We start from the raw sequence: 12659 nt of genomic DNA, 5'->3' as shown, positions 1-12659 counted from the left end.
GGCTTGCTGCGCTGCAGCATACTGGCTGCTTACATACGCACCTTGCGACACGATGCATGTGTCGGACAGCTATCGGTCCTTATGTCCAGAGAAGGTTTCACAATGAAAATAGCGGTTGCCGGTCTCGGCTATGTCGGAATTTCCAACGCCATGCTGCTCGCGCAGCACAACGAGGTCGTTGCCTACGACACCAATATCGACAAGGTAAATCTCCTGAACGGCGGGAAGTCCCCAATCGTCGACGCGGAAGTGTCGGACTATTTGCGCCGCGGATTGAATTTCCGGGCGACCGGCGACAAGGCGGACGCCTATGCCGGTGCCGATTACGTGGTGATTGCAACGCCCACGAACTACGACACCGCGACCAATCACTTCGATACGCGGTCCGTCGAGGCTGCGATTGCGGACGTCCTGTCGGTCAATCCCGACGCCGTCATCGTCATCAAGTCCACGATCCCCGTCGGATACACGAAGCGCCTGCAACAATCGCTCGGGCGCGAGAGCGTGATTTTCTCGCCGGAATTCCTGCGCGAAGGCAAGGCGCTCTACGACAACCTCCATCCCTCGCGCATCGTGGTCGGAGAACGGTCCGAGAGGGCGCGGGTCTTTGCCGAGCTTCTCCTGCAGGGTGCCATCAAGAAGGATGTCCAGATCCTCCTGACCGACTCCAGCGAGGCGGAGGCGATCAAGCTGTTCTCCAACACCTACCTCGCCATGCGCGTCGCCTATTTCAACGAACTCGACACCTATTCCGAGATGCACGGTCTGGACGCCCGCCAGATCATCGACGGCGTCGGACTCGATCCGCGAATCGGAACGCACTACAACAATCCGTCCTTCGGCTACGGCGGCTACTGCCTGCCCAAAGACACCAAGCAGCTGCTCGCAAACTACGATGCGGTGCCACAGTCGCTGATCGGCGCGATCGTCACCGCGAACACCGTCCGTAAGGACTTCATTGCAGACAGCATTCTGCGACGCGACCCCAAGCGGGTCGGCATCTATCGCCTCGTGATGAAGGCAGGCTCTGACAATTTCCGTGATTCGTCGATCCAGGGCATCATGAAGCGTCTGAAGGCCAAGGGCATCGAGGTCGTCGTCTACGAACCGTCCTTGCCGGGCAAGGAGTTCTTCAAGTCGCCGCTGATCTCCGATCTTTCGGAGTTCAAGACGACCTGCGACGTGATCGTTGCCAACCGCAACACGCACGATCTGGCCGACGTGGCGGACAAGGTCTATACGCGCGATCTGTTCGGGGCGGACTGACCCGCGACGAGACGGGCCTTACCCTCAGGGCCCGCATGCAGGCGGCCGGGGCCCTCGACCGGGGCGCCGCCGCGGGCTTTACGTTCTTGTTTTGATGCCTGTCGTTTCCCGAAACCGCCGCACACTTTCGGGCGACATGCATTAGAAGCGGGCCGTGACCGACGGCTCGCCCGGCAAGCCTGCCGCGGCATCCGCCATGGCCGTCTCGCTCAGGCCGCCGGTCGTGGCGCTCTGATAGACGGCCATCCCGCCCTGAAGGATGATGGCCCAGAGGGCGATGGAAACGCCGAATGCGGCAGACCAACTTTTCAATCGCACGGACATGTGTGCCTCCTGTGTTGAGCCAAGGCTACGGTCTCGGCCCTACGGAGGCGTTAATTCACAGGGTCTCCGTCAATGTTCTCAAGGGCTTGGTGAAGAGCGACTGAAGTGGAAAGAAAAAATTTTACACAAATCATGCAACTGTCGTCTTTCCCATGCATTCGCCGCATATCGTCCTCAAGGTTACCATCTTTATGATCGATTGAGATGGCGCGTTATCGCCGGATGTTTCCGTGACGCGGGTTGGAGCTATGCATCAGCTGCATAGCAGCTGCCCGTAGTTAATAGAATCTCTAATTGGCGATGACAGATGGTTGATTATGAGGCATATTGCGATGCAACATGATATGGCAACTTTTTGGAGGCCGGCATGAAGGACTACGGTACGATGACCTATGCCGATGCAGCAACGATTTCCCGCGGCGCCCTGACGAAGGGTTCCGTTCGGGACGTGCAGAGCGGTAAGGCAGCGCACTTCGCTGCCAAGCGCGCTCTGGATATTGCGGTATCTTTGACGGCGCTGACGATCCTGCTCCCCTTCTTCCTGTTGGTGTGCATTGCTATTCGGCTGGAAAGCCCGGGTTCGCCGATCTTCTCCCAGGTTCGCTGGGGACTGAACGGCAAGCGCATCCGGATCTACAAGTTTCGCAGCATGCGGACGGATCTGTGCGACACCACCGGCGTCGCGCAGACCACCAAGAACGATCCCCGGATCACGCGCCTCGGCGCCATTCTCCGCAAGACGAGCATCGACGAGCTGCCGCAGCTCCTCAATGTTCTCCTGGGGCAGATGTCGCTGGTCGGCCCGCGGTGCCATGCCATCGGTATGCTGGCCGCAGATCGTCTCTATGAAGATCTCGTTCCGCACTATCACAACCGCCACATGGTGAAGCCGGGCCTTACCGGGCTTGCCCAGGTCCGCGGCCTGCGCGGCCCGACGACGGACCCCGTGAAGGCCCGTGCGCGCATCGCCTGCGACATCTATTACGTTCACAACTTCACCTTCTGGATGGATGTGAACATCATCGTGAAGACGGCCTGGTCCGAACTTCGTGGCGGCACAGGCTTCTGATCCGACGCCCCCGATCGGTCCAAGACGGATCGGTCTTGATCGACAGAAAACCGCAGTGATCGAACGATCGCCTGCGGTTTTTTTGCGTTTTGGCGGCTTGGGGTCGACGAGGGGGAGCGGCACGTACCGCGTGCGCAGCGGGAAGGGTCTGTGCTTGGTCTCGAACGCTTGACGACCGAAGGCGCGTGGACGCGTCAATCCTTCGAAGGGGCAACCCCCACAGATGCCATGAGATCCGCAAGCGCGGGACTGGGCGTCAACAGTGCCTTCGGCTTGATCGCCCTGAAGTAGGCGTCATAGGTCGTAATGTCGGCGCGTGCAGCCGGCTCCGCCGCCTGGATGGCCGCGCGCGACATCCGGTTCCACATCTCGATGCGGCCGAGCAGCGGTGCCGTCTCCACCGGGGACGACTGCTGTGATTGCGTCATGGCCATCGCCACGTCGGCTGCCGGGGCATCGCCGGCCCAGCGGACGACCGCGAGGCGAAGCCAAAGACCGCCGTCCGTCGGAAAACAGGCGAGGCCGCGCCGGACAAACTGACCGGCCTGGTCAAGCGCTTTCTGCCATTTCTCAGGGTTCGTCGCGGCGGCATTAAGCCTGTCCAGGGTATGGAATCGCGTCGTCATCACCGCCGTCACCACGTCGTGCCGACATGGAATGTCATCGGCCTTCATCGTGTCCAGCAATGTATCGATGTAGTCGATACTCACGGGTTTGCCGCTGTCGATCAACCGGGCGGCATAGAGCAGATCGTAGGCCTGCATCGTGACCCGAAGTTGCGAAACGGAGACGGTGAGGAACAGCAGGGGCACAGGCAAGAACAGGAGCGTCTTGAGCGGGAAGGACGTCCTTGCCCTTGGCGACCTCGTCTCCATCTGTGAATACCTTGCCTCGACGCTGGGCTGTGGTGCGGACTGTGTTGCCTTATCGTCCGCATGACATGAAAAAACGCCGCACGTTGGAAAAACGCCCGGCGTTCTGAAATTTCAACCGCGTAGAACGATCAGTTTGGGCTGACGAACCGCGAGCTGGATCCGTCCGTCGGGACGTTGAACGCCGAACCCACGCCCTTGCCGTTGAACACGCCGGAGGTCGTCGGAATGGAGTCGTCCCCGGACTCGCCGGCCGTACCACCGCCAGCCGTGCCATCGCCGCCAATGCCCGAAGCGCCGCTCGACGCGCCGCCGGCCCCGCTGCTGACGGACGCCGTCTGGACGTCCGAAAGACCGGCCACGAAGGCGAGGCTGAGCGTTTCGCTGTTCATTTCGGCGACCTTCGACTGAATCAACGCTGCATACGGCGGACTTGCCTTGGCGCAGATCGTCGCCGCACGCGCAAGGCCCTGGCCGATGGCCTGGATCTGCGCCTTGTTGGCCGTCGTCGTCAGCGCCATGATGTTGTCGAGCGTCGCAGAACTTGATCCTGCAAGGCCATTCACGCGCGTGGACAGGATCATGCCGCCGGATTCGGTGCCGAGCAGCAGCGACTGCGGATCGCTGGTGAACTCGGAAACCTTTTCATCCGACAATTTTGCCGGGGGCATAAGGCAGGAAACGGCTTCTGCAACCGTCACCGGCGGTGCCGCCGCAGGAGCTGTGGGCTGCGCCGCGGGCACGACGGACGAAGCGTCCGGAGCCCCCGGCGCGACGCTTGTCGGCGGAGCCGCGACGATCGGCGCCGGTACCACTGCGGGTGTCGTGCCCACCGTCGCATCCTGTGCCAAGGCACTGCCGGCCGTGAGCCCGGCCATCAGTGCAACCGAAATCAGATATCGGCTCTTGCGTATGGAAAGATGAGACGCCATAGCGGTTTCCCCCTGAAAAACATTGTCAATTTTGATCTCACGGAACGATGGCCGATGCAACTGATTGTTGTTAACTTTCCTTTAAGCGTCCAACATCTCTCGCTCGGGTCCTGTCTGGTGATCAGAGTGCCTTTCCAGCATCCCGCGTGTTGACGACGTCCGAGCTCACGCCTGAAGCCGTCGAGGTGACGGAATTGAGGATATCGAGGAACTTGATGACTTCGACCGAGTCCGCATTGGTGATGTAGAGGATGTCCTTGTCCTGCATCGGGAACTTCTGGATGAGGAAGAAGGACGAGGGATCGCGCAGGTTGGCCCGGAAGATGACGGGAACCTGGTCTCTCGGATAGCGCGACACGTCGGCCCCGAGGCTTCTCAGGAATTCCTTGCTGACGACACGGTAGAGCAGAACCTGGCTCGGGTTCGCGCGGCCGTCGAGCAGGCCGCCGGCCTTGCCGAGCGCTTCACCCATGGTGAGGTTCGATTCCTCGAAGTCGAAGCGACCATTCTCGCCGGAGGCGCCGAAGGCCAGATAGGTCCGGCGTTCCCGGTCGACGATGACCGTATCGCCCGGCGCTACGAAGATGTTCTCGCTCGGCGTGTTGATCAGATGATTGTAGAGAATGGTCGCCGACCGGCCCCGACGCTGCAGTGTCACATAGGTTTCTTCGCCCGGCGTGCTCAAGCCGCCTGCGCGGGAGAGCACGTCGAGAATGCGGTCGCCCGCTTCCGTCAGTTCGATCTTGGCCGGCTCCTTGACGTCGCCGAGGACGGCGGCCTGTGCCGAGATGCTGCTGACCTTCGTGATGACGACCTGGGGCTCGATCGCGCGATTGGCGAGAGCATTTTCGAGGTCGGCCTGGACCGCATCCACGGAGCGACCCGCCGCTTGGACCCGTCCCGCATAGGGAACGCTGATCGTGCCGTTGCGATCGATCGTCTGGTCCGGCAAGTTGACGAAGTTACCCGAGCGCGCGCCGGCATCCGCCGGAATGAACAATCCGCCGGCCTGGGATTCAAAGACCGAAACCCGCACCACGTCGCCCACGCCGAGCGGCAGCGACGGCGCGCCACCTCTGCCACCGCCGAAGCTTCCCTGGAGGGAGGCATTGACAGCCGTTGCAACGTTGGCGAGCACCGCAGATGTGATATCAACGAGGGCGTAATCGACATTCGCGACGCGCTTGTGCCCTTTCGTGGGAGCTGCGCTCACCCGAATGGTCGCCTGGCTGGTGATGTCGCGTTCCGAAGGGCCAGAACTGGGGGTGGACGTGCATCCCGCCAGGGCCACAGACGCCAACAAGGATAAAATATATGCGTTTTGATAGGGCAAATTCATTCTCCGCAGATGAAACGGACCATAACAGACCATTACGGAGTGTGCATTAATAAGCTATTACACACGGGTGGATAGGTGTGGAGAAGTGAAATACCGTCGCGCGTGTTGCCATGCTGCAACAAGTATAGGGATAGGGACGGCCTTCACGGGATTCCTATTAAGAGATTATGACATATTTAAAACACGGCCCGACGTCCATTTGATCGCTCGCTATAGGAATCCACGCTGCCAGAGACTTTCATGTTAAACTTACGCATGAGCTCATGACTCCGCCAGAGAGAATACACTTCCGATGAAGTCTTTATTTCATGCCTTCGGTTTTCGCAAATCGAACCCGGCCTATCCGCGCCAGAAAAGGGCCCGTTTGAACCTCGATGGGATCGAGAAAGGCTACTCCCTCTACGCCGTCGGCGACATTCACGGCTGTCTCAGGGAACTCTACGCCGTCGAGGCAAAAATTCGCGAGGATGTTCGGCTCCAGCAACGTCTTGGTATCGTCGTTTATCTTGGAGACTACGTCGATCGTGGCCCCCAATCTGCGGCGGTCCTCGATCATCTCTGTCAGGCGCCGCCAAACGAGTTCCGGCGGGTGCCGCTGTGCGGAAACCATGACGACATGTTCTTGAGATTTCTTCGCAATCCCCAAAGACATCTCGACTGGCTGGAGATGGGGGGAGAGGCGACGCTGAAATCCTACTCCATCGATGTCGATCGTTTTCGCGGACGGCGGGGCGATATGTCTGGGTTGCGCGCGGCCATGGACGAGCGCATTCCGGCCCAGCATCGGATTTTCCTGGAAAATCTCTACATTGCTCTCAAGATCGGTGATTTCCTGTTCGTCCATGCGGGGATCCGGCCGGGATTGCCGATCGAACAACAGACCGATGAGGATCTGATGTGGATACGGGAGCCGTTTTTGACGGAGGGCTCCAAAAGTCCGCTGACCGTGGTGCACGGCCATACAATGACGGTCGAGCCCCAGTTCGCAGACACGCGCGTCGGCATCGACACCGGCGCCTACATGACCGGCCGGCTGACGGCGGTGCGGATCTTCGACAATGTCTGCGAGGTGCTCTGACATGCTGAACCGTGCACGTCGGCGTCCCCCGGCAGGCAAGGATGGCGCGCCATCGTCGCCGCGAGAAAACGGCCTGATGCGGATTTCGCGCAGGGCAATCACGCTCGGGTTTTGGTGCGTCCTCCTCATGTCCGTCCTGTCCTATGGCGCGAACGCCGCACTGTCGCTCAGTCTCACCGCAACAATGGCCTGCACGGTGCTTCTTCTCGCATTCCTGACGCAGGGCGAGCCGTCGACCGCGCGTAAGCCGTTCTGGTTCGCGCTGGGTCTGCTGGCCGCGCTGACACTCTGGTCCTGGATGCAGACATGGTCCTGGCCGCCCAGCCTGGTGGAGGAAAAGCTCTGGCAGCCTGTCCAGGGTCTCGCGCCGGAGGCGCAACGCTCCGGTTCCGTCTCAGCGGGCGATATCCTGCTCGGCCTCCTCAAGGCGGCGCTTCCGATCTTCGTCTTCATGACCTCCCTCATCCTGTTCGATCGGGAGGACAAGGCCGTGCGCGCCTTCAAGGCCGTTGCGGTCATCGGCGGCGCCGTGGCCGTCATCGGCGTGCTGCAGTTCGTGGCGACGCCCGATTTCGTGCTCCTGCAGCCGAAACTGTTCTATCGCGACAGCCTGACGGGACCTTTTGTCAATCGCAACACGGCAGGCACCTTCTTTGGCGTCGTGTCGATCATGCTGCTGGCGCTCGCCGTCCACGCGGCGACCAAGATCGACCGTTACAGGCTCCTCAGCCTTCTCAATGTCGGCGGTCGGCTGGAACAGCCGAGGGAGGTTGCCGCAGCCGTCACCTTCGGGGGTCTGTTTCTCGTGACGCTGGCCGCCGAGTTCCTGACCAATTCCCGCGCAGCGATCGTCATTACCTTTATCGCGCTGGTCGGGCTCATCCTGTTTCTCACCTTCGGTCCCCGCTACCGGCCCCCGGCGCGCAGACGCCGAACGGGTTGGAGAAAGGCCGGTCGCCGGATCGCCATCGCCATCGCGCTTGTCTGGATTCCGCTTCTCGTGTTTTCCGTTCTGAGCAGTCGGGTCCAGCAGCGTTTCGAAGAGACCGGCGTGGTCGACCCCCGCTTTTGCGCCCTTCACGCCATCTGGTCGGCAACGACGGATCATTGGCCGAAAGGGGCCGGTCTCACGAGTTTCCAGGACATCTATCCCCCCTATCGCGAACCCGCCTGCGGCGTGGTCGGGATCTGGGACAAGGCGCACAACGTCTATCTCGAAGGCCTGCTGGCGCTCGGCATTTTCTTCCCCGTCGCGCTCGTCGCAACGGCAGGCGTGCTCGGGCGCATTTTCTGGAAGGGCTTTGCGGCGCGGAAAAACCGGTCCTATCTCGTCGCGGCCGGTTTCTGCGCGACCGTGCTCGTCGCGGCGCATGCCGCTGTCGACTTCTCGCTCCAGATACCGGGCTTCGCGACCTTCTTTGCGGCGGTTCTCGGGCCCGTCACGACGATCTGCTTGAGGAAGGGCAGGCTGCCGCACGGCGCGCCGGACGAGGCTCGGATGCAGGGGCGGGCACCCATTGGTGCGCTGGAACACGGAGGAAGCGGGGCCGGGTGAGACCGCCGGGTCCTGCCGGCGTCATCGTGCCGGTTTGCGGGCCGCGGGGTCGTCGGTGCCGGAGAGCCTGCCGCCCATGGGTCGACGGGAACGGCTCTGCATTGTCGCGTCCGATCGATCCCCTCGGCCGGGGCAGTCGCTCGGGAAAAATCGCAGGCATCGGCCCGAGGCGGTTTTGAAACCCCTCGGGCAAAGCGACGGGTCGGTCAGCCTTCCTGGTAGTACTGCGAATACCGCGAGTGGTAGTACTCGCTCGAACCGTACGAGCGGTAGAGTTTCATCTTCTCGTTATCGACCTTGTTGAGGATGACGCCGAGGCACTTCGAGGCAATCTGCGGTTCTGTGTTCAGGGTGTGACGCACGACGCGCCGTGCTGTCTGGCCCCATTCCACCACGTAGACGAAAGCGTCGATGATGGTGCTCGCCATGGCGCGGGCATCGACGACGGGCCCGACGGGCGGAAGGTCGACGATGATGTAGTCGAAATGCTGGGAGAGTTTGGCGATCAGCCCGCGCATAGCCGGCGAGATCAGCAGTTCCGACGAATGCGGCACGCGATGCTTGATCACTGCCGGCAGGAACGCAAGTTTCGTGCGCGGGTTCGACAGCAGGACATCCTGCGGTGCCTTGTCGTCGAGCAGAATCTCGAGAATGCCCGCCTGGGCATGCCGGGCCAGCATCCGGGTCGTGCCCGGATTGCGAAGGTCGGCATCGATGAGCACCGTCCGGTTGCCCTGGCTGGCCAGAAGCTCGGCGAAATTCGTCGAGACCGTGGACTTGCCTTCACCCGGCAGGGTCGACACGATGCCGATGACCTTGCACTTGTTGCTGAGGATCGACAGGTCCGCCGCGATCTTTGCGCTGCGCAAGGTCTCGGCGAAGGCGGACAGCGGGTTGTCGAGAACGTAATCCGAGATCGAACTCTGCTTGTTGATGAGCCGCGGATTGACCTCGCCGACCTGCAGCGTGTTGCGCGGCTGCTTCGACTCGATCACCAGCGGCGCTGCGCCGAGATACTCCTGTTTGAGAATATCGCGAACCTGATCGCCCGTGCGGAAGAAGCGGTCGCGGAACTCCCGGAAGGCGCCGATCCCGGTCCCGGCGGCGGCACCCATGATGACGAAGAGCGCGAGAACCAGGGGCTTGCGAGGATAGCTCGCCTTTTCCGGAGCAGACGCGCTGGAAATGATGCGGGCTTCCGTCACCGGGAAGGACTGCTGCTGCACGGCTTCCTGGTAGCGCTGCAGGAAGGTCTGATACAGCGTGCGGTAGGTGTCGGACTCCCGTTCGAGTTCGCGCAGTTGAACCTGGGTCTCGTTGGCCGTCGCGCTGATGTTCGTCGCCTTGGACACGCTGTCCTGCAGGCTCTTCTCGCGCGCTGCGGCCACGTCGACCTCGCTGCGATAGCTCTCGGCGATGCGGTTCACTTCCTCGAACATCAGGCGCTTGTATTCCGCCATTTCGGCGCGAAGACGGACGGCCTGGACGTGATTGGGGCCGAGCTTCTTGGAGATCTCGCCCTCGAGCTTGGCCGAGTCCAGATATTTCTTGCGCAGTTCCGTCGAGACAGAACTGTCGAGCACGTCCGTCACGATCGCATCGGACTGACCGGACGACACGATGCTCTGGATGCGATCGAGGCGGGCCTGAGCCTTAGCGGTTTCGGCCTGCGCGGTGATCAGCGCGGTGTTCAGCTCGGAGAGCTGCTGGTCGGAAACCAGTTGGGAGCCCGTGGACACCAGGCCGTTTGCCGTGCGGAACTTCTGGACCGCGAGGTCGGTTTCCAGCGCCTTCTGACGAAGTTCGACGATCCGCTCCTGCAGCCAGGCGCTGGCGCGGCGGGTCGATTCATATTTGGAGTTCAGCTTGTCGACGACATAGGCATCGCCGATGGCATTGGCGATCTTCGCGGCCATCTGGGGCGAGGGCGAGGTGTAGCCGATGCGCAGCACATAGGTTTTGCCCACCCGGTCGACCGACATGTTGCGGGACAGGATCAGCTGCGCCTGGGCGCGTCGCGCTGCGGCGTCGTCTTCGACCTGCTTCGAGGCAAACCACTTCGGAATGCTCATCAGGGCGCGAACCGGGGCCAGCACGGTGCCGAGAATCGAGCGCGGCTCGGCCATGAAGACGGGATCTTCGCCCAGCTTCAGCTTGTCGACGACGGCAAGGCCGATCGTCTCCGACGTCAAGACTTCGACCTGGCTGAGGAGAGCGGTCTCGTCCTCGAGCCCGGCGCCGGACATCGAAAGCTCTTCGACCAGCTGATTCTTCTCGGAGTCGAGGAGGACGCTGATATCCGCCGTATAAAGCGGGACCGCGGTCATGACATAGATCAGGCCCGCAAGCGCTGCCAGAAACGCACCGGCGGCAACCACGCGCCATTGGCGCCGGGCAATTCCGAGCATCCATTCGATATCGAGCACATCGAACTGATTCCCGCCGGCTTTCTCGATTTGGGAGTGTCCGACGAAATCGCTATTGTGGACTTGCAATGTCTTACCTCGTTGCTGTCGTTTCCTGGCCGGCACGAGAACGGAATTCGCCGTGTCACGCCCTGAGAAACCGAAGCCAGATTGCTGGCCGTGTAAAAGAACATTAACCCGGGAATAAGACAGTTTATGGATTTTCCATATCCTGGCCGCTTACGAAAAGCTGTTCATTCCCTTAGGTCATTGTTAGCAGTATCTAAAGTCAATGTCAGGGTGTGAAAACCCAGCTTGTCGTTTCGACGCACAAAGGTCTTGCGAGACGCCTTGCAGGTCCGGCCGGACACCACGCGGGTCTGGAATGTGTCCATGCCCGCTTGAAACGCCTTCGGGATTTGATATCAGGTTTATGTTGCACTGCAAACTGGATAATCCAGCGGGACGTCGTGCAGCGTCATCCCAGGAGAGCTGGACCGTTTGCTCTGTTGCCCGACGCGTCGTGCCCGCGACGTCATGACATCAATGCGACCCGCGTGGAGACTTTCGATGGACGCTCAGGAAACGCCCTTCCAGAAGATTAAAGCCGATCTGCGCATGTTCGCGGAAAACGAGAATCGACCCGTCAATCTGCTCTTCACGCTGCGGATGTTTCTTCTGACGCCGGGATTCCAGTTCGTCTTCTCACGACGGCTGCAGGAAATCGTGGTGCGGATACCGCTCGTCGGCCGTTTGCTCCGCCGGATCCTGTGGTGGGCCACATGTCTCTGCTTCAGTTCGGAGCTTGCCATGGCGGCCAAGGTCGGCGGCGGATTCTATACGCCACATCCATTCGGCATCGTCATCGGCGCCGCCGAGATCGGACGCAATGTCACGGTTCTTCAAAACGTGACGATCGGGCGAACCTCCCCAACGAGCCTGAGGGATGCGATTATTGGCGATCGTGCGAAGATTTTCGCAGGTGCCGCCGTTCTCGGCGCGATCACGCTGGGGAGACATTCGTCGGTCGGGGCCAATTCCGTCGTCCTGAAGGATGTCCCGGACGAGGCAACGGCGATCGGCGTTCCCGCCAGGATTCTGCCGAAGAAAGTCGCGCCGCCGGCCGAGCTTCAGGCCGAGTCCAAAGGCGAGACCGAGACGGAGGTTTTGGCTGAGACCCTTCTCGGAACCTCGCCCTCGCAGCCGCTGGACATCTGACCGCAGGGGACGCCGAGGCTGTCGTGCGCAAAGCCCGACCCGTTCGCGAAAGGCCGCGAACGGGAGGGAAACGGCCTCACGCTGCCGTCCTCAGACGAACAGGAAGTTTCCGGCGGTGACGCTGCCGACCGCGACGCTGGTCAGCGTGATGCTGTGGCCGTTGTCGAAGGAGATGACGGTGTCGCTGCCGCTCTGGTGCATGTGCAGGTCGCCCATTCCCGTAGCCCAGTGATCGTCGAGAACGATTCGGTCCTGCGCGCCCTGCGTCACGTTGAAGCTCGAGAGCGTGTCGTTGCCGCCGTCGTAGCCGAAGGTGCCCTTGACGGTGTCGCGGAACTGGATCGTGTCGTTGCCGGCGCCGCCATGGAAGGTCTGCTCGTTGGCGTAGACCGTCACGGCGTGCGAGCCGTCCTGATGGCGGACATCGGCCAGCAACAGCTTGATGGCGCTGTCATAGGCGTCGGTTCGGACATTGCCGCTGCCGTCCTTCAGGAAGGTCTCGACCGTGCGCGACCCGTCCTTCGCCAGCGTGACATGGGTCGAGATCTGGCCTGCGGCGTCATAGGACGAAATCTCCTTGGCGCCGTCGAGGTGGCGGACC

At 61.4% G+C, this 12659-nt stretch carries 10 protein-coding genes and 2 pseudogenes; 6 read left to right on the top strand and 6 right to left on the bottom strand.

Annotation, left to right across the window (positions count from 1 at the left end):
• The first annotated feature begins 102 nt into the window (after window positions 1-102).
• Window positions 103-1266, top strand: coding sequence for a nucleotide sugar dehydrogenase (locus ASG03_RS14125; protein WP_062694067.1), 1164 nt, complete (start codon window positions 103-105; stop codon window positions 1264-1266).
• A gap of 141 nt (window positions 1267-1407) precedes the next feature.
• Here ASG03_RS14125 and ASG03_RS14120 read toward each other — a convergent pair whose 3' ends face one another.
• Window positions 1408-1590 (bottom strand): hypothetical protein, encoded by a 183-nt coding sequence (locus ASG03_RS14120; protein WP_062694066.1) that lies wholly within the window; start codon window positions 1588-1590, stop codon window positions 1408-1410.
• Between the two features lie 367 nt (window positions 1591-1957).
• Here ASG03_RS14120 and ASG03_RS14115 point away from each other — a divergent pair, with 367 nt between their 5' ends.
• Complete coding sequence (locus tag ASG03_RS14115; RefSeq protein ID WP_082475769.1) at window positions 1958-2659, top strand: sugar transferase; 702 nt, start codon at window positions 1958-1960, stop codon at window positions 2657-2659.
• Window positions 2660-2853: 194 nt separating this feature from the next.
• On the opposite strand, the gene ASG03_RS14110 is transcribed toward ASG03_RS14115, so the two are convergent.
• The 3 genes from ASG03_RS14110 to ASG03_RS14100 form a co-directional block, all read right to left on the bottom strand.
• Entirely contained in the window at window positions 2854-3534 is a 681-nt protein-coding gene (locus ASG03_RS14110; RefSeq protein ID WP_062694065.1) for a hypothetical protein, read from the bottom strand.
• Between the two features lie 128 nt (window positions 3535-3662).
• The gene (locus tag ASG03_RS14105) at window positions 3663-4463 is read right to left on the bottom strand and encodes a hypothetical protein (protein ID WP_062694064.1); all 801 of its coding nucleotides are present in this window, start codon (window positions 4461-4463) and stop codon (window positions 3663-3665) included.
• Between the two features lie 121 nt (window positions 4464-4584).
• Window positions 4585-5802 carry a polysaccharide biosynthesis/export family protein gene (locus tag ASG03_RS14100; protein WP_062694063.1) on the bottom strand — a complete coding sequence of 406 codons (1218 nt, stop codon included), beginning with the start codon at window positions 5800-5802 and terminating at the stop codon, window positions 4585-4587.
• Window positions 5803-6094: 292 nt separating this feature from the next.
• On the opposite strand from ASG03_RS14100, the pseudogene ASG03_RS22265 reads away from it, so the two are divergent.
• The 3 genes and pseudogenes from ASG03_RS22265 to ASG03_RS14085 form a co-directional block, all read left to right on the top strand.
• Window positions 6095-6706: pseudogene (locus tag ASG03_RS22265) on the top strand (metallophosphoesterase); the annotation flags it as partial.
• 12 nt (window positions 6707-6718) lie between these two features.
• Window positions 6719-6880 (top strand): hypothetical protein, encoded by a 162-nt coding sequence (locus tag ASG03_RS22025; RefSeq protein ID WP_244475261.1) that lies wholly within the window; start codon window positions 6719-6721, stop codon window positions 6878-6880.
• Window position 6881: 1 nt separating this feature from the next.
• On the top strand, window positions 6882-8435 hold the full coding sequence (locus ASG03_RS14085; protein WP_062694060.1) for an O-antigen ligase family protein: 1554 nt from the start codon (window positions 6882-6884) through the stop codon (window positions 8433-8435).
• A gap of 206 nt (window positions 8436-8641) precedes the next feature.
• Here ASG03_RS14085 and ASG03_RS14080 read toward each other — a convergent pair whose 3' ends face one another.
• Window positions 8642-10891 (bottom strand): polysaccharide biosynthesis tyrosine autokinase, encoded by a 2250-nt coding sequence (locus tag ASG03_RS14080; protein WP_062694079.1) that lies wholly within the window; start codon window positions 10889-10891, stop codon window positions 8642-8644.
• A 519-nt stretch (window positions 10892-11410) separates the two neighbouring features.
• On the opposite strand from ASG03_RS14080, the gene ASG03_RS14075 reads away from it, so the two are divergent.
• Window positions 11411-12058: a serine O-acetyltransferase gene (locus ASG03_RS14075; protein ID WP_062694059.1), complete on the top strand. Its 648-nt coding sequence runs from the start codon at window positions 11411-11413 to the stop codon at window positions 12056-12058.
• A 90-nt stretch (window positions 12059-12148) separates the two neighbouring features.
• Here the strand turns inward: ASG03_RS14075 and ASG03_RS14070 are convergent.
• Window positions 12149-12659 (bottom strand): annotated as a pseudogene (locus ASG03_RS14070) (hypothetical protein); the annotation flags it as partial.

This window comes from Rhizobium sp. Leaf341, assembly GCF_001424325.1.
GTDB lineage: Bacteria > Pseudomonadota > Alphaproteobacteria > Rhizobiales > Rhizobiaceae > Ferranicluibacter.
Note: the sequence above shows the minus strand (reverse complement) of the source record. Positions and strands in the feature narration are given on the sequence as shown.